The sequence below is a fragment of the Streptosporangium sp. H13245 genome (genome assembly GCF_055690525.1).
Map to the genome: position 1 here is coordinate 1 of NZ_JBSZKT010000058.1, position 21,692 is coordinate 21,692.

The 21,692-nt window shown below is 71.2% G+C and carries 17 protein-coding genes; 10 read left to right on the forward strand and 7 right to left on the reverse strand.

The genetic code is table 11. The annotated features are described in order from the left end of the window. Nucleotides 1-106: 106 nt before the first annotated feature. A complete protein-coding gene (locus tag ACW9TB_RS38055) occupies nucleotides 107-868 on the reverse strand; it encodes an SDR family oxidoreductase (RefSeq protein WP_472752979.1) in 762 nt (253 codons plus the stop codon). A 229-nt stretch (nucleotides 869-1,097) separates the two neighbouring features. Here ACW9TB_RS38055 and ACW9TB_RS38060 point away from each other — a divergent pair, with 229 nt between their 5' ends. The 5 genes from ACW9TB_RS38060 to ACW9TB_RS38080 all read left to right on the forward strand — a co-directional run bounded on the left by ACW9TB_RS38060 (nucleotide 1,098) and on the right by ACW9TB_RS38080 (nucleotide 7,194). Continuing rightward, the gene (locus ACW9TB_RS38060) at nucleotides 1,098-2,945 is read left to right on the forward strand and encodes an ABC transporter substrate-binding protein (RefSeq protein WP_472752980.1); all 1,848 of its coding nucleotides are present in this window, start codon (nucleotides 1,098-1,100) and stop codon (nucleotides 2,943-2,945) included. 41 nt (nucleotides 2,946-2,986) lie between these two features. Continuing rightward, nucleotides 2,987-4,030: an ABC transporter permease gene (locus ACW9TB_RS38065; RefSeq protein ID WP_472752981.1), complete on the forward strand. Its 1,044-nt coding sequence runs from the start codon at nucleotides 2,987-2,989 to the stop codon at nucleotides 4,028-4,030. Between the two features lie 203 nt (nucleotides 4,031-4,233). Next, a complete protein-coding gene (locus tag ACW9TB_RS38070) occupies nucleotides 4,234-5,136 on the forward strand; it encodes an ABC transporter permease (RefSeq protein WP_472752982.1) in 903 nt (300 codons plus the stop codon). A gap of 64 nt (nucleotides 5,137-5,200) precedes the next feature. After that, nucleotides 5,201-6,199 carry an ABC transporter ATP-binding protein gene (locus tag ACW9TB_RS38075; protein ID WP_472752983.1) on the forward strand — a complete coding sequence of 333 codons (999 nt, stop codon included), beginning with the start codon at nucleotides 5,201-5,203 and terminating at the stop codon, nucleotides 6,197-6,199. Next, the gene (locus tag ACW9TB_RS38080; protein WP_472752984.1) at nucleotides 6,196-7,194 is read left to right on the forward strand and encodes an ABC transporter ATP-binding protein; all 999 of its coding nucleotides are present in this window, start codon (nucleotides 6,196-6,198) and stop codon (nucleotides 7,192-7,194) included. The genes ACW9TB_RS38075 and ACW9TB_RS38080 overlap by 4 nt, the downstream gene beginning before the upstream one ends. A 40-nt stretch (nucleotides 7,195-7,234) precedes the next feature. On the opposite strand, the gene ACW9TB_RS38085 is transcribed toward ACW9TB_RS38080, so the two are convergent. Next, nucleotides 7,235-8,533, reverse strand: a complete 1,299-nt coding sequence (locus ACW9TB_RS38085; protein WP_472752985.1) for a DUF2252 domain-containing protein — start codon at nucleotides 8,531-8,533, stop codon at nucleotides 7,235-7,237. 307 nt (nucleotides 8,534-8,840) lie between these two features. Between ACW9TB_RS38085 and ACW9TB_RS38090 the strand changes: the two genes are divergently transcribed. Both ACW9TB_RS38090 and ACW9TB_RS38095 read left to right on the forward strand, forming a co-directional pair. Beyond that, complete coding sequence (locus ACW9TB_RS38090) at nucleotides 8,841-9,584, forward strand: SDR family oxidoreductase (RefSeq protein WP_472752986.1); 744 nt, start codon at nucleotides 8,841-8,843, stop codon at nucleotides 9,582-9,584. Between the two features lie 620 nt (nucleotides 9,585-10,204). Continuing rightward, nucleotides 10,205-12,772, forward strand: coding sequence for a glycosyl hydrolase family 18 protein (locus ACW9TB_RS38095; RefSeq protein WP_472752987.1), 2,568 nt, complete (start codon nucleotides 10,205-10,207; stop codon nucleotides 12,770-12,772). Between the two features lie 323 nt (nucleotides 12,773-13,095). Here ACW9TB_RS38095 and ACW9TB_RS38100 read toward each other — a convergent pair whose 3' ends face one another. The 5 genes from ACW9TB_RS38100 to ACW9TB_RS38120 form a co-directional block, all read right to left on the reverse strand. Continuing rightward, on the reverse strand, nucleotides 13,096-13,332 hold the full coding sequence (locus ACW9TB_RS38100; RefSeq protein ID WP_472752988.1) for a hypothetical protein: 237 nt from the start codon (nucleotides 13,330-13,332) through the stop codon (nucleotides 13,096-13,098). Further along, the gene (locus ACW9TB_RS38105; RefSeq protein WP_472752989.1) at nucleotides 13,323-13,685 is read right to left on the reverse strand and encodes a hypothetical protein; all 363 of its coding nucleotides are present in this window, start codon (nucleotides 13,683-13,685) and stop codon (nucleotides 13,323-13,325) included. The genes ACW9TB_RS38100 and ACW9TB_RS38105 overlap by 10 nt, the downstream gene beginning before the upstream one ends. Before the next feature lie 39 nt (nucleotides 13,686-13,724). Continuing rightward, complete coding sequence (locus tag ACW9TB_RS38110) at nucleotides 13,725-14,927, reverse strand: FAD-dependent monooxygenase (protein ID WP_472752990.1); 1,203 nt, start codon at nucleotides 14,925-14,927, stop codon at nucleotides 13,725-13,727. Nucleotides 14,928-15,288: 361 nt separating this feature from the next. Continuing rightward, nucleotides 15,289-18,570 (reverse strand): AfsR/SARP family transcriptional regulator, encoded by a 3,282-nt coding sequence (locus ACW9TB_RS38115; RefSeq protein WP_472752991.1) that lies wholly within the window; start codon nucleotides 18,568-18,570, stop codon nucleotides 15,289-15,291. 262 nt (nucleotides 18,571-18,832) lie between these two features. Then, the gene (locus ACW9TB_RS38120) at nucleotides 18,833-19,186 is read right to left on the reverse strand and encodes a hypothetical protein (RefSeq protein ID WP_472752992.1); all 354 of its coding nucleotides are present in this window, start codon (nucleotides 19,184-19,186) and stop codon (nucleotides 18,833-18,835) included. A gap of 136 nt (nucleotides 19,187-19,322) precedes the next feature. Between ACW9TB_RS38120 and ACW9TB_RS38125 the strand changes: the two genes are divergently transcribed. The 3 genes from ACW9TB_RS38125 (at nucleotide 19,323) to ACW9TB_RS38135 (ending at nucleotide 21,677) form a co-directional block, all read left to right on the forward strand. Continuing rightward, entirely contained in the window at nucleotides 19,323-20,069 is a 747-nt protein-coding gene (locus tag ACW9TB_RS38125) for a GntR family transcriptional regulator (protein ID WP_472752993.1), read from the forward strand. Nucleotides 20,070-20,341: 272 nt separating this feature from the next. Beyond that, the gene (locus ACW9TB_RS38130; RefSeq protein WP_472752994.1) at nucleotides 20,342-20,959 is read left to right on the forward strand and encodes a GNAT family N-acetyltransferase; all 618 of its coding nucleotides are present in this window, start codon (nucleotides 20,342-20,344) and stop codon (nucleotides 20,957-20,959) included. 43 nt (nucleotides 20,960-21,002) lie between these two features. After that, nucleotides 21,003-21,677 (forward strand): copper homeostasis protein CutC, encoded by a 675-nt coding sequence (locus ACW9TB_RS38135; RefSeq protein WP_472752995.1) that lies wholly within the window; start codon nucleotides 21,003-21,005, stop codon nucleotides 21,675-21,677. The last annotated feature ends 15 nt before the right edge of the window (nucleotides 21,678-21,692 follow it).

Genomic DNA, 21,692 nt, shown 5'->3' on the forward strand with positions numbered 1-21,692 from the left:
CGGACCCGATGAGGGCCTCCCAGAATCCGACGCCGTTGTCGGGGGCCTCGCCGTCACCGAAGGTACTGGAGATGACGAGCAGGTCCGCGCCGGGGGTGCCGCCGGGTTACGCGTGGCCGGAGATGCCGCCGTCGACCGGGATCACGGTCCCGGTGAGATAGGCGCCGGCCCGTGAGGACAGGAAGATCGCGGTACCCGCCATGTCCTCGGGGCTGCCGATCCTGCCCAGCGGGACGTGGGAGGCGACCGCCGCGCGCATCGCCGGGTCGTCGAGCGCGAAGGCCATCATCTTCGACTCGAACGGCCCCGGGGCGATCGCGTTGACCGTGATCGACTCCTTGGCGAGCCGCTGGGACAGGTGCCGGGTGAGCATGTGCACGGCCGCCTTGGCCGCCGAGTAGGCGTAGTTCTCCATCGTCGGCACCCGGAGGCCGTCCACCGAGCCGATGTTGATGACCCTGGCCGGGTCCTCCGGGCTCGCGGCGGCGCGCAGCAGCGGCAGGAACCGCTGGGTCAGGTAGAACACGCCCTTGACGTTGATCCCCCAGAGCTTGTCGAAGGCCTGCTCGGGATACTCCTCCAGCGGTGCTCCCCAGGTCGCCCCGGCGTTGTTGACCAGCACGTCGAGCCGGGACTCCCGCTCCGCGACCGCCTCGAACAGCGCGGACACCCCGTCCTCGGTGGACAGGTCGGCGGGTATGGCGACGCACCCCAGCTCGGCGGCCGTCTTGCCGACCTCGGCCGCCTTCCGCGAGGAGATGTAGACCGTGGCTCCCGCGTCGACGAACCCGGCCGCGATCATCCGGCCGATGCCCCGGGACCCGCCGGTGACGACGACGGTCTTGCCTTCCACCGAGAACAGAGTCATGTTCTGTAGCATGCCGCACCCCCGGTGACCCCGTCCATACCAACCGGTTGGTTCCATACACCGAGCATCCTGTTTATGATCTTAAATCACCTTCGTGTCGAGGGGTGTGAAAAATAATGTCGCCAAATAAAACGAGAGTGAAACAATCTTCCATCGCTCGTTGACACACGACGTTTGTATGGTGTGCCTTCGTTGTCAGGAAGTCACCGATCCGAAGGTGGGGTACGGCATGCTCGGAACGGGTGCGCGCCTGGCGGCGCTGAGCCTGGGACTGTCAATGGCGCTGTCGGCGGCGGCACTTCCCGTGGCGCACGCGTCGCCCCCGTCCCGGGAGAGCGCCGCGCGGGCACCCCAGCCCGAGAAGAGGATCGTCCGGCTGGGCGCGACGCAGAGCATGGACTCGATGAACCCGTTCCTGTCGGTCCGGCTGATCTCGACGTCGATCCACCGCTGGACGTACGGCTACCTCACGGTGCCCGACTCGAAGACCCTGAAGCCGAGCCCCGACCTCGCCGAGTCGTGGAAGACGTCACCGGACAAGCTGACCTGGACCTTCACGATCCGGGCCGGTGCCAGCTGGTCGGACGGCAGGCCGATCACCGCGGGGGACGCCGCCTGGACCTTCAACAAGATCATGACGGACGACGCGGCCAAGACGGCCAACGGCCCCGCCGTCGAGAACTTCGACACCGTGACGGCGCCCGACGACCGGACCCTCGTCATCACGACGAAGAAGCCGCAGGCCTCGATGCTGGAACTGCCGGTCCCGATCGTGCCCAAGCACGTGTGGGAGGGCGTTCCCGACATCGGCACCTTCGAGAACGAGACCTACCCCGCCGTCGGCAGCGGCCCCTACATCGCCGTCGAGCACAGCAAGAACAACTACGTGAAGCTGCGGGCCAACCCGTCGTACTGGCGCGGCGCTCCCGCCATCGACGAGCTGCACGTCGTCTTCTACGAGAACCCGGAGGCGGCGAGCGCCGGGCTGAAGAAGGGCGACGTCGACTGGATCGGGCGGCTGGCACCCCCGCAGTTCGGGGCCCTCGCGGGCGACCCGAACCTCGTGCAGTGGAACACCCCGGGCCGTCGCGCCAGCTACCTGCAGCTCAACCCGGGCGCGGAGACGGCGGGCGGCGAGCCGATCGGCGACGGGCACCCCGCACTGAAGGACGCCAGGGTGCGCAGGGCCATCCACTACGCCATCGACAAGAAGACCCTCGTCGCGCAGGTGCAGAACGGGCTCGCCGTCCCGGCCGACGGCTCGATCATCCCGCCGATGTACCAGGAGTTCTTCTGGAAGGCCGAGGGCGACAAGGCCGTCACCTACGACCCCGCCGAGGCCAACCGCGTCCTCGACGAGGCCGGGTACGCCAGGGGCGCCGACGGGATCCGGACCATGCCCGGCGGAGGCCGCGCGCTGGAGATGCGCTTCAGCATCCACACCGAGGACCCCGTCGAGGACAAGCTCGCCCAGTTCCTCACCGGCTGGCTCGGGGAGATCGGCATCCGCCTCACCACCCGCAAGCTCGACGCCAACAAGTTCACCGAGGAGACCGGCGGTACGGCGCTCTACGACATCGCGATCAGCGGCTGGTCGGTCAACCCGGACCCGGAGGAGATCCTGGCCACCCACCTGTGCAGCCGCAGGCCCACCGCGAGCGGCGAGGGCGGCGGCACCGAGTCGTTCTTCTGCGACGACGAGTTCGAGAGGCTCTACCAGGCGCAGCTGGCCGAGCTCGACCGGCCCGCGCGCGTCGCCCTGATCAAACAGATGCAGGAGCGGCTCTACACCGAGGCCCCCGTCATCGCGCTCTACTATCCCAACAACCTTGAGGGCTACCGCAAGGACCGGATCGCCTCCATCACCCCGATCCCGGAGGACAAGGGCATCCTGTACGGCGGGAGCGGCTACTGGCCGGTCTACTCCCTGCGGGCGGTGGAGCGCGCAGCCCCGGCCGGAGGCGTCCCCGCGACGGGCGTCGTCCTGGCCGTCCTGGCGGTCGTCGCCGTGCTGGTCGGGGCCGGGATCCTCCTCCTCACCAGGCGGCGCCGCGCCACCGCCGACGACCGTGAGTAGCGGCCGATGAGCGCATTTCCCGACGACGTGAGCAGCGGCCGATGAGCACACCGCAGGACGAACTGACGAAGGTGCCGCCCGAGGACGACCGGGGCGGCACCCGCCGGAGCGTGGCGCGCTACGCGCTGGTCAAGCTCGGCGGGGCGCTGTTCGGCATCGGGCTGGTGATCGTCGCGACGTTCTTCCTGTTCCGCCTGATCCCCGGCGACCCCACCATCGCCTACACCCGCGACGTGCCGGTCACGCCGGAACAGCTCGCCCTGCTCAGGCGGCAGCTGGGCCTGGACAGGCCGCTGGGCGAGCAGTTCCTGGACTTCGTCCTGCGCACCCTGCGGCTGGACCTCGGCACCTCGTACGAGTACCGCAGGCCGGTCGCCGAGCTCATCGGCGAGCGGGTGGGTCCCACCCTGCTGCTGGTGGGCACCGGGCTGGCCGTCGCGGTCGGCCTGGGCATGTGGCAGGGCACCAGGGCGGCCTGGCGCCACGGCGGCCGGTTCGACCGCTTCTCCACGGGGACCGCGCTGACCCTGTGGTCGGTGCCGACCTTCTGGCTGGGACTGCTGCTGCTCATGGTCCTCGCCGCGGGGATGGGCCCGATACCCGGCCTGTTCCCCACCCGGGGAATGGAGGACGTCGACGCGCCCGGCGGGCCGCTCTACCTTCTCCACGTCGCCCACCACCTGGTGCTGCCGTGCCTCACCCTGGTCGCCGTCGTCTACGCGCAGTACCTGCTGGTCATGCGCTCCTCGCTGCTCGACGAGATCGGCCAGGACTACGTGACCACCGCCCGCGCCAAGGGCCTGCGCGACGACGACGTCCGGCGGCGCCACGCGGTGCCGAACGCGCTGCTGCCGACGGTGACCCTGGTGTTCATGCAGATCGGGTTCGTGGTCGGCGGCGCGGTCTCGGTGGAGTTCGTCTACTCCTGGCCCGGCCTCGGCCTGCTGTTCGTCGAGGCGATCAGGGGACCCGACTACGCGGTCATGCAGGGGACCTTCATGCTCGTCTGCGTCGCGGTGATCGTCATGAACACGCTGGCCGACGTGGTCTACCACGTCCTGGATCCGAGGGTGAGGTCGGCGTGAGCACGAAGGAGGAGGACGCGAGGGAGGAACGACCGGGAGAGGCGGCCTCGCGTACGGTCGGTGGCGCGGCTGAGACGCCGGGTGCGGCCGGTGATGCTGTCGGGAGACCGGGTGCTGAGAGACGGGGTGCGGCCGACGGTGCTGCCGGAAGGCCGAGTGCGGCTGATGGCGCCGGGGTGTCGCGTGCGGCCGGGAGGTCGAGTGTGGCCGGTGGCGACGGGGTGTCGCGTGCGGTCGCCAGGGCGCGCCGCCGCGCCGCTCTCGCGCGGTTCGGCCGCGCGTACGGCGGGAACAGGGCCGGGCTGTACGGCGCGGCGATCCTGCTGGTCGCCGTCCTGGCGGCCCTCGTCACGCCGCTGGTCACCGACCCGTCCGGCATGGACGTGACCAGGGCGACGGGGGCCAAGCTGGCGCCGCCGAGCGCGGACTTCCCGCTCGGCACCGACGAGTCCGGCCGCTCGGTCCTGCTCATGCTCCTGTGGGGCTCGCGGGTCTCGCTGCTCATCGGGTTCATGTCGGCCCTGCTCAGCATGGTGATCGGTACGGTCTTCGGCATCGCGTCCGGGCACTTCCGGGGCTGGGCCTCGGCCGTGCTGATGCGCATCACCGACTGGTTCCTGGTGCTGCCCACCCTGGTCCTGGCCCTGGTGCTCGCGGCCGTCCTCGGCGGTGGCGCGTCCACGATCATCCTGGCGATCGGGGTGACCTCCTGGGCCTCCACGGCGAGGCTGATCCGGGCCCAGACGCTGGCGGTCGAGGCCAGGCCCTACATCGAGAGGTCCAGGGCGCTGGGCGCCGGGCACTGGCACGTCATGACCCGGCACGTGCTGCCGAACGTCGCCCCGCTGGTCCTGGCCAACACCACCCTCACGGTGGCCGGTGCCATCGTCACCGAGTCCACCCTCGCCTTCCTCGGCGCCGACTCGGGCCAGGTGTCGTGGGGCGGCATGCTGCGCGCCTCCTACGACTGGGGCGCGGCCACCTCGGGCGCCTGGTGGTACGTGCTGCCGCCCGGCCTGTGCATCATCCTGGTCGTCCTGGCGTTCACCCTCTGCGGGCGCGCCCTGGAGACCGTACTCAACCCACGCCTTCGGGGGGTCTCGTGACCGTGTCCAACCTGCGGTTTCCGGGAGACCCTGCCGTACCCGGCGCGCGACTACGGGGGGTCTCGTGAGCCTGCTCGAACTGCGCGACGTGGCGGTGACCTACCGGAGCGCGGCCGGGGACGTCCCCGCGGTGCGGGGGGTCTCGCTCGCCCTGGCGGAGGGCGAGGCCCTCGGTGTGGCGGGGGAGTCGGGGTCGGGGAAGTCGACGCTGGCCATGTCGCTGCTGCGGTTGCTGCCCAGGGACGCGCTGGTGTCCGGGGAGATCCTGCTGGACGGTGAGGACGTCCTCACGATGAGCTGGGGGCGGCTGCGCGCGGTCCGGTGGGCGTCGGCCTCCCTGGTCTTCCAGGGGGCCCAGCACGCCCTGAACCCGGTGCGCAGGATCGGCGACCAGATCGCCGAGCCGCTGCGGATACACGGCATGGCGACCGGCGCGGCGGCGCGGCGCAGGACGGCGGAGCTGCTGGAACAGGTCGGCCTGCCCGCCTGGCGGGCGCGCGGTTACCCGCACGAACTGTCCGGCGGGCAGCGCCAGCGCGTGATGATCGCCATGGCGCTCGCCTGCTCCCCGCGCCTGATCGTCGCCGACGAGCCGACCACCGCGCTGGACGTGATGATCCAGGCGCAGGTGCTCTCGCTGATCCGCTCGCTCATCGCCGAGCACGGGATCGGCCTCGTCATGATCTCTCACGACCTGTCGGTCCTGGCCGCGACGTGCGACCGGCTGGCGGTCATGTACGCGGGCCGCGTGGTCGAGTCCGGTCCCTCGCGCGAGGTCTTCAGGAACGCCGGGCATCCCTACAGCAGGGCGCTGGCCGAGTCCTTCCCCACCGTCGGCGACCCCGCCTCCAGGATGGCGCCCAGGGGGCTGGGCGGCGATCCGCCCGACCCGGCCCACCTGCCCGCGGGGTGCTCCTTCCATCCCCGCTGCCCGGTGGCGCTCGTCTCGTGCGCGTCGGAGCCGGTCGAGCTCCGGCCGGTGACCCGTACCGAAACGGGTCGTGACGAGATGTCGCACACCGCCGCGTGTGTCCATGTCCGTGTCCACGAGGAGACCCGATGACCCTGCTCGAAGCGCGGGACCTGCGGGTGGAGTTCGTCTCGCGCGGGCGCCGGGCCCGCGCGGTGGACGGGGTGAACCTCGCCGTGGGCCAGGGGGAGATCGTCGCGCTGGTCGGCGAGTCCGGCTGTGGCAAGACGACGCTGGCCCGCACCCTGCTCGGCCTGGAGCGGCCCGCCTCGGGGTCGGTCCTGTACGGCGGTGTCCCGCTGGCCTACTCCTCGCGCGCGCTGCGGGCCCACCGGCGCGAGGTGCAGCTCGTGCTGCAGGATCCCACGGGATCGCTCAATCCACGGCACACCGTCTACGAGGCGGTGGCCGAGGGGCCACGCATCCACCGCCTGCCCGCCGAGGGAGACCGGGTCGCGTCGGCGCTGTCGCGCGCCGGGCTCCGGCCCCCCGAGCGGTTCTTCGACCGCTACCCGCACGAGCTCTCCGGCGGCCAGCGCCAGCGCGTCGTCATCGCCGGGGCGCTCGCGCTCGACCCCAGGGTGCTGGTCGCCGACGAGCCGGTGGCCTCGCTGGACGCGTCGGTACGCGGCGAGATCCTCGCCCTGCTGCTCCGCCTCCGCGACGAACTCGGCCTGTCGGCGCTGGTCGTCACCCACGACCTCGGGCTGGCCTGGAACATCGCCGACCGCGTCGCGGTGATGTACCTCGGCAGGATCGTCGAGTCGGGGCCCGTGGAACGGATCCTCACCGCCCCCTCGCACCCGTACACCCAGGCGCTGCTGTCGGTCCTGCCGGAGTCGCCGTCGCCCGTGGTGCTGGGCGGCGAGCCGCCGGACCCGACCCGGATCCCGCCGGGCTGCCGCTTCCACCCGCGCTGCCAGGTCCTGGCCTCGGGCGCGGCGGCCGAGACGGGGGTCGACGGGCTGTGCGCGTCACGGCAGCTGCCCGTCCTGCCGTCCTCGTCCGCCGCCCAGGTCGCCTGCCACCACGCCGAGGCCCGCTCGGCCTCCACCCGGTACGAGGAGGCCGACGCGGAGCGGCGGTGAGGTGTACGCCCGAGGATCTTCTGCGAGGCCGGGCGAGGGGTCAGAGGCCGGGAAGGCGGCCGTTCCTGAACAGGTCGACGAAGAGACCGTGGTCGGCCCTGGCCCGCGCCCCGTAGGTGTGGGCGAAGTCGACGAGGGCGCGGGTGAAGCCGTCGGCGTCGCCGCCGATCACGGCCACGATCGCGTCCTCGGTGGAGAAGTCGACCAGGTCGTGGCTGGACTCGTCGTCGGCCACCGAGTGCATCCTGGCCACGGCCCGGCCCAGGTCGCGGATGATCGAGGCCAGCTCGTCCGGCTCGCTGACGTCCCCCCAGTCCAGGTCGGCGGAGTAGGGGGAGACCTCGGCGACCAGCTGGCCGACGCCGTTCAGTGTGGTGTAGCCGAGCCACGGGTCGGCGTACGCCTGCAGGGCCCGCTGCGACTCCGCGGTGCGGTGGCCCTGGTGCTTGAAGTAGCCGTGCACCTTCTCGTCGGTGATGTGCCGCGCCACGGCCGGGACCTGGGCCTGCTTCATGTAGAGGATGACGTCGTTCTCCAGGGCCTGGGTGTGGCCTTCAAGGAGCATGTTGTACGACGGCAGCCCGGCCGAGCCGATCCCGATGCCGGTGCGCAGCGCGAAGTCCTTGATCCTGTGCTCGATCGCCGAGACCGTGGGAAGGGTCGTCAGGTAGTCGTGGAAGGCCGCCTCCACCGCCTCGCGGGTCTCCTGGTCCACCGGGTAGCGGCCGTCCATGACGGCGAACCTGCGGTCGAAGTTCTCGACGGTGGTCTCCAGGTCCAGCAGCGCCACCCGGGTGTTCAGCCGGGCGTGCTGCAGCACCCGGTGGAGCACGCCGCTCGTGGTCTCCAGGGTCAGCGAGCCGATCGCGTCGTCCCCACCGGCCGAGATGCCGTGCAGCTCGGAGAGGTAGGAGCGGGCGAACTCGGTCACCAGGTCGCCGATGACGTCGTCCGACAGCGCCTTGGCGTACCCGATGAGCGCGACGCTGGCCGCGAACCGGCGCAGGTCCCAGATGTACGGGCCGACGTAGGCCTCGTCGAAGTCGTTGACGTTGAACACCAGGACGCCCGAGGCGTTCATGTAGGTGCCGAAGTTCTCGGCGTGCAGGTCGCCGTGGATCCAGACGCGCCGCGTCTGCCCGTCCAGGAAGGCGTCGTCGGCGAACGCGCCGGTCATGTCCGCGTAGAACAGGCAGGCGCTGCCCCGGTAGAAGGCGAAGGGCGAGGCGGCCATCTTCCGGAACTTGCGCCGGAAGGCGGCGGGGTCGCGCTTCATGGAATCACCGAATTCGGTGATCAGGACGTCGAGAATGTGCGCCGAGCGCCCATCGGTGGTCATGGTGGGCAGATTAGGTCGCGGGACCGAAACTCCGCCACACCCGGAGCATCACGGATCTGGAACGTACCAACGAGCCGGTCCCCGTTCGCGCCTGGTTCGCGGGGCTGGGCACGATCTTCTGAGGGGTGGAAAAACGTCGACAACCGCGCCGGTCGATCATAGGTTCGGAGGGGGTTCGGGCGGGGGACGCGGGCATTCCCGGGACTCCCGGAACGCGGGGTTACGGTTCCGGCGGGGCGGGCGTGGACGCGGGGCACGAAGGACGTCTGTGAACTCACGGGACTACAGGAGAGACGTGGAGGTCGGCATGGCAGTGCTGGAGGGCAGGACGGCGGTGGTCACCGGGGGGTCCCGTGGCATCGGCCGGGCGATCGTGGAGCGTCTCGCCCGCGACGGGGCGGACGTCCTCTTCACCTACGCGAACGCCGTCGCGTCCGCGGGCGAGGTGGAGCGGGTGGTCAAGGAGGCGGGCGGAAGCACCCGCGCCGTCCAGGTCGACCTCGGGAAGCAGGGCGCCGCGGAGTGGCTGATGGAGACCGCCGACGAGCTTCTCGGCGGCCTCGACATCCTGGTCAACAACGCCGCGCTGAACTTCACCCCGATCTCCATCGCGGAGACCAGCGAGGAACTGTACGACCGCGCCATGGCGGTCAACGCCAAGGCCGCCTTCCTGACCATCCGGTACGCCGCCAGGCACATGCGCGACGGCGGCCGTATCGTCAACATCTCCACCCTCAACACCGTCCGTCCCGCGGCCGGAAACGCCCCCTACGTGGCGAGCAAGGGCGCTCTCGAACAGCTGACCTCCGTCGCGGCCCGCGAGCTCGGTGAGCGGGGCATCACGGTCAACACGGTCTCCCCGGGCGCCACGGACACCGACCTCCTGCGCGGTGCCAACCCGGAGGAGGTCCTGACCCAGATCGCCGCCCTGACCCCGCTCTCCCGCCTCGGCGACCCCTCGGACATCGCGGACGTCGTGGCCTTCCTGGTTGGCCCCGACGGCCGCTGGCTCACCGGCCAGAACATCCAGGCCAACGGGGGTCTCAGCTGAGGGCGAGGAGGTAGTCGAACTCTTCCTGCGGGTTCCCGGCCGAGGGATCTCGGCTATTCCGCGACCGCGGGATGTCGGCCACTCCCCGGCCGGGGGTTCCGGTCGTTCCCCGGTCGTGTCCGGTTGAGGGGTTCCGGGCTGCTCCCGCTTGTCCGGTCGCGGGTTCCGGTCGTTCCCTGGTCGTTCGGTCGAGGGGTTCCGTTTGCCCCCTTTTCGTGAGGTTTCGGCCGTCCTTCGGTCGTGACCACCGTCGGCGGCCCGGCCCTCCCGGTTTTCCTGTGCCGTGTTCTGTCGTTCAACGTCGTTCTGTCGTTCAACGTCGTCGCGGTGGTTGGTTTTCCCATGTCGCGTTATATCCGGCGGTGTCGTGTTTTCCGTACCCTGCCGCGTTCCGTCCTGTCCTACCGGTCGCCGTCGTGCCCGGGGACGGTCGCTTCCCCTGACCGTCCGACCGTATGACCGCCCCTGCCGACACCGGTGCCCCGGCCCGGCTCTTTCTGGGGGAGACCGTACGGTCCGGGCCTGGCGGGTGGTGATGTTTTGGGTCTTGTAGGCATGGGGCGCCAGGGTTACGATCCGCGTAATTATTAGGAAACTTTCCTAAATGAAAGGGCATCTACGTGCGCCGATCAGCCTCAGTGCTGCTGGTTCTCGCCCTGGCAGCCGCTCTCGCCGCCCTCTCGTCCCCCGCCTCCGCCGCCGCCAGGCTCACCGCGGCCTTCACCCTTACCGGCACCCAGGGCAAGTTCGTGGTGAGCAATCCCGGCACCACGCCGGTCACTGGCTGGTCGATCACCTTCGACCTGCCCGCGGGCGTCACGGTCAGCGGTGCCCAGAACGCCACCACCACGCAGAACGGGACGCGGGTCAAGCTGACCCCCGCCTTCTACATCAACACCGTACGGGCGAACGGCAACACCGAGCCGTACAGCCCCACGTTCACGCTCAGCGCGGCGGCCCAGCCGGTGAGCTGCGTGATCAACGGCGCCAACTGCGACGGCAGCGGCGACCCGCCGCCCCCTGACGCGCCCGTCACCGCCACCTACTCGGGGAGCGGCACCCAGGGAAAGTTCGTGGTCGCCAACAACACCGACACCGCGCTCACCGGCTGGTCGATCACCTTCGACCTGCCCGCCGGGGTCACCGCGAGCGCCGCGCAGAACGGGTCGCTGAGCCAGAGCGGGCGCCAGGTCACGCTGGGCCCGGCCCACTACAACACGACCGTGGCGGCACGCGGCACCACCGAGCCGTACAGCCCCGCGTTCACGCTCAGCAGCGCGTCCGCCGAGCCGGAGAACTGCAGGATCAACGACGTCAGATGTGACGGTGCGGCGGACACCCCGCCCGGCGCGCCCGGCAACCTGCGTTCGCCGGTCAAGACGACCAGGACCGTCTCGCTGGCCTGGGACGCCGCGACCCCCGGAAGCCTCCCGATCTCCGGTTACCAGGTCTACCGGGGCGCCGACCTCGTCGCGACGGTCACCGGGACGAGCACGACCGTCACCGGCCTGACCTCGAACACCGAGTACACGTTCACCGTGAGGACCAGGGACCGCAAGGGAACCCTCTCCCCGGCGAGCACGGCGCTGAAGGTGACGACCAACAACGCCGGTGACGACACCCAGCCGCCGACCGTACCCTCCGGCCTGCGCGTCACCGGCAAGAGCTCCTCCACCGTCTCGCTCGCGTGGAACGCCTCGACCGACAACAGGGGCGTCGCCGGGTACGAGGTCTACAGCGGCACGACCCTGGCCACGACGGTGACCGGCACCTCCGCCACGGTGAACGGGCTGTCGCCGTCCACCGAGTACACCTTCACCGTGAAGGCCCGCGACCTGTACGACAACACGTCGGCGGCGAGCACCGCGCTGAAGGTGAGCACCGACGACATCATCGGCAGCGGGTACGCCAGGATCGGCTACTTCGTCCAGTGGGGCATCTACGGCCGCCAGTACTTCGTGCGCAACCTCGACACCACCGGCGCCGCCGCGAAGCTGACCCACCTCAACTACGCCTTCGGCAACATCGACCCGGTGAACCTGACGTGCCTGCAAGGTGTCACCAAGGGCACCACCCCGAACCCGCAGGACCCGAACCAGGGTGACGGCTCCGGCGACGCGGACGCCGACTACGGCAGGCCGATGAGCGCGGCGCAGTCGGTGGACGGCGTCGCCGACAGCGGCTGGGAGAAGCTGCGCGGCAACTACAACCAGCTCCGCAAGCTCAAGGCGAAGTACCCGAACCTCAAGGTGCTGATCTCGCTCGGCGGCTGGACGTACTCGAAGTACTTCTCCGACGTGGCGGCCACCGACGCGGCGCGCAAGAAGTTCGTGAGCTCCTGCATCGACACGTACATCAAGGGGAACCTGCCGGTCTACAACGGCGCGGGCGGCCCCGGCAGCGCCGCGGGCATCTTCGACGGCATCGACCTGGACTGGGAGTGGCCCGGTTCCGAGGGGCACGCGGGCAACCACATCGGCCCGAACGACAAGGCGAACAACACGCTGCTGATCGCCGAGTTCCGCAGGCAGCTCGACGCCCTGACCCAGGAGACCGGCAGGCGCTACCAGCTGACCGCCTTCACCCCCGCCGACCCGGCGAAGGTCGCCGCGGGCTGGGACCTGCCCGAGGTCGCCAAGTCCCTGGACATCTTCAACGTGCAGGGCTACGACTTCCACGGCGCGGGCAGCGACAACTCCTGGGAGCCCAACCGGGCCGGGCACCAGGGCAACCTGTACACCGACACCGAGGACCCGTACCCGTTCCACTTCAGCGTCGAGGACACGGTCAACGTCTACCTCCAGGCGGGGGTGAACCCGCGCAAGATCACTATCGGTCTCGCGTACTACGGCCGGGGCTGGCAGGGCGTCGTCGACGGCGGGAGGTTCGGCGAGTGGCAGTCGGCCACCGGCGCGGCGCCGGGGCAGTTCCCGGACGAGGCGGGCACCCGTGGGTACGCCAACCTGCTGGCCTCCGTGCCGGGGTGCGCGGTGAGACACGACGAGCAGTCGGTGGCGACCTACTGCTACACCGGCAACGGCGGTCAGTGGTGGACCTTCGACGATGTCTGGTCGATCGGGAAGAAGACCGCGTGGCTCCGGAGCAAGGGCCTGCTCGGCGCGATGGTCTGGGAGATGTCCGGCGACACCGGCACCCTGACCACCGCCTTGGACGCGGGCCTGAGATAACCGCTCCACAAGGTGACCGTGCGGCGAGGTAACTGTGCGGCGAGGTGACCGTTTTACGAGGTGACCGTGCGGCGAAGTGACCGTGTCGCGAGGTGGCCGTCCGGGATGTCGTCCTCGGTTCGCCGGGGGCGGCGTCCCGGCCCGTCGCCTCCGCCGGGTGGAGGGCGTCCAGGGCGTCCAGGGCGTCCAGGTGGCGTTGGACGTCTCGTCCAGTCGTCCAGCGTCCGCTCGTCGCTAGTGCTCGCTCATCGTTAGTGTCCGCCCACCCTTCAGTGTCCGCCCACCCTTTAGTGTCCGCCCACCCTTTAGTGTCCGTTCACCCTTTAGTGTCCGCTCACCGTGCCCGAGGTTTCGTGGCGCGTCCGCAGGCGGGCTATGGCGCCGTCGACGAGCCTGCCCAGCTCCCGAAGGTCCCGGGCCTGGCGTGCGCGTTCCCTGGTCTCCCAGTCCTCGATGGCCGCGTGGATGTCGGGGAAGCCCGCGCCCCTGACCTCGACCTCCTGCCCGTTCGCCCTCCGGGTGGCCATGTCATCGAGGATGTGCCAGTCACTCACCGGCATGGCCGCCTCCCACGGTCACCTTCCCCGGCCGCCGCGAGGACCAGGTCCACCACCGCGTACGGCTGGTCGGATCTCACCGTCCGGATCGCGGCACCCGCCGGGGGCAGGCAGATCAGATAGCAGCCCGAGCGTCTGCCCATGGTCACCGAGGCGACCATCCACCCATCGTCGTCGTAGGCGACCAACTCGGGGGCGTACCGCCTGCGCTCCGCGATCGGGAGCGGCCTGCCGTTGTCGGACAGTTTCAGGACGACCGTGTGAACCGGCTTGGCCCGCACCCCACGCGCTTTCAGCAGCCGCCGCACGAGGGCCAGGGCCCTGTCGTGCCTCTCCGCCGTCGTCCGAGCGGACATTCGGTGCGTTTCGACAGAGCACTCGCGGGTCGTGGCCGGTCAGTGTCCGTAGTTCTTCAAAGTGATGGCGTTCGCCGTCTGCCGGATGCCCTTGGCGATCAGGCCCTTCCAGGGCACGTAGGGCAGGAGCTTGTAGTTCTGGTTGATGATCCAGGCCATGAACCGGCTGTCGGGAACCATCCACTTGCCCACCCCGTCACCTGACTTCTGGCATCCCGTCGCGTACTCGCGCATGGCCTCCTCGTAACCGGCGAAGCCCGCGTGGTGGTCGCCGCCCGCGGCGGCCAGCTCACCGGCGAGGACGTAGGCGCCGATCATGGCCAGGCCGGTGCCCATGCCCGAGAGCGGCGAGGCGCAGCAGGCGGCGTCCCCGAGCAGCGTGATCCGGCCGCGCGACCAGCTGTCCATGTGGACCTGGCTGATCGAGTCGAAGTAGAAGTCCTGGGTGTCCCGCATCGCGTCCAGCAGCCGGGGGGCCTCCCAGCCGACGTCGGCGAACGCCTCGGCGAGGATCCGCTTCTGCTGCTCGACGTCGCGGCGGTCGTAGCTCAGCGGCGGGGAGGCGAAGTAGAACGTCGCCTTCGCCTCGGTGTTCCCCCGGGCGCTGTACATGCCGACGAGCTTGCCGGGGGTGTTGTAGATCCGCCCGGTGTGGTCGAGTCCGAGGTGGTTGGCGGTGGTGAAGATCGCGCAGTACAGGCCCATCTCCCTCACGAACCGCGACTCCGGCCCGAACGCGAGCGCCCGGACGTTGGAGTGCAGCCCGTCGGCCCCCACGACCAGGTCGAACCGGCGCGTCTCACCGCGCTCGAAGGTGACCCGCACGCCCTTCGCGTCCTCGGTGAGGGAGGTGATGGAGTCGTCGAAGAGATACTCGACGTGGTCCCGGGTGCGCTCGTACAGGATGCGCGCCAGGTCGCCGCGCAGGATCTCCACGTCGCCGCTGAAGACGTCGGCGGGCATGCTGGAGATCTTCTTGCCCGCGCTGTTGACGTACGCCATCGCGCCCATGTTCGTCTGCTCGCGCCGGATGTCGTCCAGGATCCCCATCCGGTCGAGCATGGTGAGGTGTGCCTCGCCACGGAAGTCGACCGCGTAGCCGCCGTCGCGGGCGTCGGGTGCCCGCTCCACGATGGTGGGGGTGAAGCCGTGGCGGTGCAGCCAGTAGGCCAGCGCCGGACCGGCGACGCCGGCCCCCGAGATCAGGATGTTCTTGTTTTTGAGCTGCGGTGTGGTGTTCATGAGAAGAGCTTGTCCAAGGGCGCTCACCACCGGCTCACGTCCCGCTCACCACGTCCACGGACGCTCACCGTGAGCGGTGAGCGGTGAGGTGAGCGGTGACCGCCTCGCCCGTGCTGACCGCCTCGCCCGTGCTGACCGTCCCGCCCGTGCTGACCGTCCCGCCCGTGCTGACCGTTCCGCTCGTACCGACTGCCCTGCTCGTGCTGACCTGTCCTGCGCGTGCCGACCGTCCCAACCGTGCTTACTGTCCTGCCTGTGTCGACCGTCCTGTTTGCGTCGAACGCCGTACGCGTGCCGAACGTCCCGTACAGGCCGCGAGATCGCCGGGTCCGCACGGAGATCCCCCGGGCCGTTCGGCTGCTCAGTCGGGCAGGACCGGCCTGTGGTCGGCGAAGCCGCTGATCGGTGAGGTCCGGATGAAGATCTCGGAGATACCGGCCAGGCGGAGCGCACCCGTCGCGGACAGCCGGGCGCCCTCGCCGTGGGCGGCCTCGTACGGTGTCTCGCCCAGCGCGGCCCGCGCGGCGGCGGCCGTACGGGAGACGTCGGGGTCGTCCTCGACGGCGACTCCCCGCAGGGCGACGGCCGCGCCGAGCAGTGTGGCGGCGGCGGTGGCGTCCCCTTCGAGCAGGGCGATTCCCGCCAGGGCCTCGACCGGGCGGGCGCTCTCGGTGATCGCCCCCGTCTCCAGTGCCACCTCGGCGGCCCGCCGGTGCAGGGCGCGGGCCCCGGTGATGTCACCGGAGACCTCGGCGATCCTGCCGAGCCCGAGGAGCGCGGCCGTCCGGTTCCCCGCGCTCCTCACCCAGTGCGTCTCGAACCGGTCCAGCGCCTGCTCGTACAGCACGCGTGCGCCGGTCAGGTCGCCCTCCAGCCACGCGATGTCGCCGAGGCCGCGCAGCGCCGCGGCCAGGTAGGTGGGGCTGCCCGCGCGGCGGGCGAGCTCGGCGGCCCGCTCGTAGTCGGCGCGCGCCTCCCGGAGACCGATGCCTGCGGAGTCCTTCCCGGTCCCGGTCCCGGCCTCAGCTCCGGTCCCGGCCTCAGCTCCGGTCCCGGCCTCAGCTCCGGTCCCGGTCCCGGTCCCGGTTACGGCCCGTGTGGCTCGGACGCGGTAGTCGCCCCGGTTGCACAGCAGGTCGGGGACGTCCTCAAGGGCGCCGAGCCGTTCGGTGAGGGCGATGGCCTCGTCGGTCAGGACGACCGCCTTCCTCAGCTCGCCGCGCAGGGCCGCCAGACCGGCCAGCGCGTCCAGGGCGAGCGACGTCCCCCACCGGTCGCCCTGCGAGCGGAAGGCGTCGGCGGCCGAGGTGAACTCGTATTCGGCCTGCGCCAGGTCCCCGGCCGCGAGCTGCGGGTATCCCCACAGCAGGTGGACGACGGCCTTCTCCCAGGGGTCGTTCCCCGCCCGCCCGCGGGCGATCACCGCGAGGGCGACGCCCGGATTCTCCGCACCGGAGTTGATCATCGGCCAGAGGAAGGTGATGACCGGGTGGCGGTGTGGCCGGTCCGGGTCGACGACGGCCGCCTCGGCCGTCGCCCGGTGGCGCTTCCAGGCATCCCGGCCGCCGGAACCGGCCGCCGCCGCCAGGGCGCAGAGCACGTACCCGTCCCCGAACCCCGGGGGTGGGTTGTCACCGATCATGTCCAGGAGCGTGACCGCCGGTGCCGTCGCCAGGGTACGCATACCGCGCATCCAGAAATATGGTGACAAAAAGGCGAACAGTTCAAGGGCGAGCTCGACCTCCCCGGCCTCGACGGCCCAGCGCAGCGCGGCCTGGAGGTTGGCGTCCTCCGCGCCGAGGATCTCCAGCCACCGGAGCTGCTCGGCACGCCGCAGGTGGGGGTCCGCGTCCCGCGCCAGCTCCAGGAAGTGGTCCGCGTGCGCGCGCCGCAGGGCCTCGGACTCCCCGGCCGCCTCCAGCTGTTCGGCGCAGTAGGCGTGGATCGTGTCGAGCATCCGGTAGCGCCCGCCGCTCACCTCCACCAGGGACTTGTCGGCCAGGGAGTCCAGCGCGTCCTCCGCGTCGGGCACTCCGCAGACCCGTGCCGCGGCCTCGGCGGTCGCGCCGCCGGAGAAGACCGTCAGGCGCCTGGCCATCACCTGCTCGGCTCCGGACAGCAGGTCCCAGCTCCACGCCACGACCGCGCGCAGCGTCCTGTGCCTGGCGTCGGCCGTACGGCTGCCCCGCGACAGCAGGCGGAACCGGTCGTCCAGACGGGCGGCGAGCTCCGGGAGCTCGTACGTGCGGGCCCTGGCCGCCGCGAGCTCGATGGCGAGCGGCAGTCCGTCGAGCTCGCGGCAGATCCGCCGTACGATCTCGGCCCCGGCCTCGTCCAGCGCGAAACCTGGGCGTACGGCGGAGGCCCGGTCGGCGAAGAGCCGTGCGGCGGGGGAGGGGCCGAGCGGCCGGACCGGCCACAGGTTCTCGCCGGTGATGCCGAGCGGCTCCCGGCTCGTCGCCAGGACGCGCAGCTCCGGGCATCCGGCGAGCAGCCGCGCGACCAGGTCGGAGGCCGCCTCGACGACGTGTTCGCAGTTGTCGAGGACGAGCAGCAGCGGCCGGTCGGCCAGCGCCGCGAGCAGCCGGGGGACGGGCTCGGTCTCCTCGGGTACGGTGAGCAGCCCGCTCTCGCGGAGACCGAGCGCGCCGAGCAGGGCCTGCGGCAGCCGCCGCCCGTCGCGCAGCGCCGCGAGTTCGACGAAACAGACGTCCGGCAGCCCGCCGGTGACCTCGATGGAGAGCCTGGTCTTGCCCGCCCCGCCGGGACCGAGCAGGGTGACCAGGCGGGTGGCCCCGAGCAGCCGGGTGACCTCGGCCAGGTCCTCGTCGCGGCCCACGAAGCTCGTCAGCTGCGCCGGGGGCGCGGGCGGCTCGTACGGCCGCTCGCCCCGGAGCAGTTCCCGATGGACGGCCGCCAGCTCGGCCGAGGGGTCCGCGCCGAGCTCGTCCGCCAGGAGCCGCCGCGTCTCCTCGAACGCGAGCAGGGCCTCCGCCTGCCTGCCCCCCGCCCGCAGGGCGCGCATGAGAAGACTCCTGAGCCGTTCTCGCAGCGGGTGCCGGGAGGTCAGCTCCTGCAGTTCGGGCACCGCGGCCCGGTGCTCGCCCCGCTGGAGGTCGGCCTCGACGCGGTCCTCCAGGGCGCCGAGCCTGCGCTCCTCCAGCCGCAGCACCAGGGCCCGCACGGAGGCGGCCTCCGGGGCGTCGGCGAGCGCGGGCCCCCGCCACAGGTCCAGCGCCTCACGCAGGAGTACGGCCGCCCCCGCCGGGTCCCCGCCGAGCAGGGCCCGGCGTCCCTCGTCGGCGAGCCGCTCGAAGCGGTGGGCGTCGAGGTCGCCGGGATCGACCGCGAGCCGGTACCCCGAGGGGACGGCCTCGATCTCGGCCTCGCGTCCCAGGACCTGGCGGAGCCGGGACACCTGTGACTGCAGGGCGTGCGCCGCCCCTCCCGGTGGCCGCGAGCCGTAGAGGTCGTCGATCAGGAGGTCGGCCGTCACCACCTCACCGGCGCGGGCGAGCAGCAGGCCCAGCAGCGCCCGCCTGGCGGGCCCGCCGACGCGTACCTCACCGTCGTCGTTGCCGTCGGCGCCGTCGTCGGTGCTCTCGTGCCATGCCCGTGTGGTGCCCAGGATCCCGAACCGCATGAGGGCAATTGTCTTCCCTCGCGCGGGCTCACGTCTTCGGTCTCGGTTTCAGCCTCGGCTCTGGCTTTCGTCCCGGCGAGCCGCCCGCCGCCGGGAGCGGGGGGTGGGGGAGGCGAGCGGCCACGCCCTGGCGGGTTCCGTCCCGTGGACGCGTTCCCGCGATGGGAAGCGCGCCCTGGCGGGCGTGGGGGACCCGCCAGGACGCGTTCCGCCCCGGGCGCGGCGGCGGAGGACCCCGGCGAGGGATGGGGTCCTCGGCCTGCTATTCGCGCTCGGAGTCTGTGGCGGCGAAGGCGCGGACCGGTTGGCCCGCCTCCTTCTCCGAAAGGTCGTCGTCGGGTGCGGGCCGCCGGTAGTGCCGTGAGATGAGGCGGGCCGCCCCCACCGGGTCGTCGGCCGGGTGGGACGACTCAACGCCGTCCTCGTTCCAGACGAACAACCCGTTCTTGCACCAAACAGTCAGGTCGGTCAGCACCGAGAGCACGGACATGCCGTTTCCGTTGCTCTGGTAGGTGTGCGTGAATCCCTGGCGGTGCAACGCGTAACGCAGTAAACGTGTTGCCTCGCGGGGATCGCGCCAGGGCAGGTACGGCGTATCCGTGCGGACCGACAGCACCGGCCTCCACCCCCTCGCAGACCTTTCGATGGATTTGTACCAACGATTGGATGATGCGGGTCTTGGGAGGTTGGGTCAAGGGGCTGTTCCCCGCTAGAACCAGATCGTCTAGTTTTGTTGGCACAAAGGGGACTTAATGGCACGGTCAACGCTGTATCAACAGGTGGCCTCCGACCTACGGAGGATCATCTACTCCGGTGCGCTCGGACCGGGGGATCAGCTGCCGACCGAGGCGGAGCTCATGCTCGTGCACCAGGTGAGCCGCAACACCGTACGGCTGGCTCTCGGCGAGCTCGTGAACGAGGGCCTGGTCACCCGTACCCCCCGCAGGGGCACCGTCGTCAGGGAGCGCCGCCCGCTGCTCATGCACCCCCAGCGCGAGCTGCAACCGAGGCGCGAGGAGACCCTGGAGGCCTTCGCCTGGGCCGTCTCCCGCGAGGGCCGCGCGCCGAGCCAGGAGATCGAGGTCTCGATCGTGCAGCCGGTCGAGGAGATCGCCAGCAGGCTGGAGCTCTCGGACGACGAGCTCGCCGTGGTCCGCCGCAGGCTGCGCTTCGTGGACGGCCAGCCGTACAACACCAACGACTCCTACTTCCCCCTCGCCCTGGTCGCCGACTCCGAGATCACCCGCCCCGGCGACATCGTGCGCGGGGCCAACAAGGTCCTGGAGGAACTCGGCCACCGGCAGGTGCGGGTGGTGGACGACATCTGGGCGCGGATGCCCAACAGCACCGAGACCGAACGGCTCCAGCTCCAGCTCGGCACGCCGGTCGTCGTCTACATCCGGGTCGGCTACGACGAGGACGACACCCCCGTACGCGTGGCGGTGTCGGTCCTGCCCGCGGACAAGCACCTGATCCGGTACGAGCTGGAAAGCCGTTGACGTCTCCGTGACCGCCCTGACGGGCCGGCCCCCGTTCAGCCCGCGCCGCGGGCGAGCACGGGGCCGCGCCCGCTGGGTGGCTAGACGCCGCTCTCCCCGCCCGCCCGCGGCCTTCGCCCCGGCCGGCCTCTCCCCGCCACCCCTCCCGACAGCGGTCTCACCGCTCGCCTCAAGCCCCTAGGCGTCCGCCTAGCCCGGCATGGATGCCGTGCGCCATCACATGGACACGCTCCGTGTCATCTCATGCACCGAACGCAACGAAGGGATGAACCATGCACTCGAACACCGCCAGTCCCACCTCCACGCGCCCGTTCACGCTGCGCAGGGCCACGGACGGTGACCTCGACGGGGTGCTCGCGCTCCTCGCCGAGACCGCCGGGTGGCTGAACGGCCGCGGCGTGCGGCAGTGGCCCGCCGACGGCTTCCCCGCCGGGCGCATCACCCCGCTGATCGGCCAGGGCGTCCTGTACGTGCTGGACGACGGGCGGGGCGGGGAAGGCGGGCCCGTCGCCACCCTCGCCCTGGACGGCCACGCCGACCCCGAGTTCTGGAGCCGGGAGGACGACCCCGCTTCGGCGCTCTACGTCCACAAGCTGGCCGTGGCGCGCGACCACGCCGGTACGGGCCTGGGCGAGGGGCTCCTCGACTGGGCGGGCCTGCGGGTCCTGGCCCTGGGGAAAAGATGGCTCCGGCTTGACTGCTCCAAGGACAACCCAAGGTTGCAGGACTACTATCGGGGACAGCGTTTCGCGCATCTCCGCACGGTCGACCTGCCGCATCGCGCCTCCGGTGCCCTGTTCCAGCGGCCGGGGGGTCTGCGCGCCCGCGCGTCGGGCCTCGCGCTGCCCTTCTCGGATCGGCGCGGGTCGTCCATCCCCGAGCATGTCTGAACCACGGCGATCCCAGGACAAACCCATCCGATAGCCTCCATTCATGACCGGATCCTTGCTTGAGGTGATAACGCTCGACGTGCGTGACGCCGTCGCCGCGGAAGCGGGTGGCGCCGATCGCCTGGAGGTCGTCGCCGACATGGCCTCCGACGGGCTCACCCCGGCGGCGGAGACGGTCGCGGCGATCTCCAAGGAGTGCGCGCTTCCGCAGATGGTGATGTTGCGCGGCGAGGCCTCGTTCCTGGCCACGCCCGAGTCGCTGAAGGCCCTGAGCCGCGATGCCAGGGCCCTCGCCGACGCGGGCGCGGCCGGGTTCGTGTTCGGTTTCCTCGACGAGGCGGGAGTGGTCGACCTGGCCGCCACCGAGGCGCTCATCCACGCGGTCGCGCCGCTGCCCTGGACCTTCCACCGGGCGGTGGACCACGCGGCCGACACCCAGGCGAGCTGGCGTGCCGTCCGCCTCCTGCCCAACCTCGCCACCGTGCTCACCTCGGGTGCGCCCGGTGGCGTGGCGGACGGGCTACCGCTGCTCAAGACCCGGTGCGAGGCCGGCGACGGCCCGCTGATCATGGCCGGTGGCAGGCTGCGGCCCAGCCACGTCGGGGTGCTGATGGAGTACGGGGTGCGGGCCTTCCACGTCGGCAGCGCCGTACGGGCGTCCTGGTCGGACCCGGTCGACGCCCGCCGGGTCCGCGAGTGGCGCGCCTTGATCGACTGATCCCCGGGACCCCGG

Coding starts and splice junctions, on each gene's coding strand:
- ACW9TB_RS38125 (WP_472752993.1), top strand. CDS start 19,323: ATGGCACGGTCAACGCTGTATCAACAGGTGGCCTCCGACCTACGGAGG.
- ACW9TB_RS38105 (WP_472752989.1), bottom strand. CDS start 13,685: ATGTCCGCTCGGACGACGGCGGAGAGGCACGACAGGGCCCTGGCCCTC.
- ACW9TB_RS38055 (WP_472752979.1), bottom strand. CDS start 868: ATGACTCTGTTCTCGGTGGAAGGCAAGACCGTCGTCGTCACCGGCGGG.
- ACW9TB_RS38060 (WP_472752980.1), top strand. CDS start 1,098: ATGCTCGGAACGGGTGCGCGCCTGGCGGCGCTGAGCCTGGGACTGTCA.
- ACW9TB_RS38115 (WP_472752991.1), bottom strand. CDS start 18,570: ATGCGGTTCGGGATCCTGGGCACCACACGGGCATGGCACGAGAGCACC.
- ACW9TB_RS38135 (WP_472752995.1), top strand. CDS start 21,003: ATGACCGGATCCTTGCTTGAGGTGATAACGCTCGACGTGCGTGACGCC.
- ACW9TB_RS38110 (WP_472752990.1), bottom strand. CDS start 14,927: ATGAACACCACACCGCAGCTCAAAAACAAGAACATCCTGATCTCGGGG.
- ACW9TB_RS38085 (WP_472752985.1), bottom strand. CDS start 8,533: ATGACCACCGATGGGCGCTCGGCGCACATTCTCGACGTCCTGATCACC.
- ACW9TB_RS38065 (WP_472752981.1), top strand. CDS start 2,987: ATGAGCACACCGCAGGACGAACTGACGAAGGTGCCGCCCGAGGACGAC.
- ACW9TB_RS38130 (WP_472752994.1), top strand. CDS start 20,342: ATGCACTCGAACACCGCCAGTCCCACCTCCACGCGCCCGTTCACGCTG.
- ACW9TB_RS38100 (WP_472752988.1), bottom strand. CDS start 13,332: ATGCCGGTGAGTGACTGGCACATCCTCGATGACATGGCCACCCGGAGG.
- ACW9TB_RS38090 (WP_472752986.1), top strand. CDS start 8,841: ATGGCAGTGCTGGAGGGCAGGACGGCGGTGGTCACCGGGGGGTCCCGT.
- ACW9TB_RS38080 (WP_472752984.1), top strand. CDS start 6,196: ATGACCCTGCTCGAAGCGCGGGACCTGCGGGTGGAGTTCGTCTCGCGC.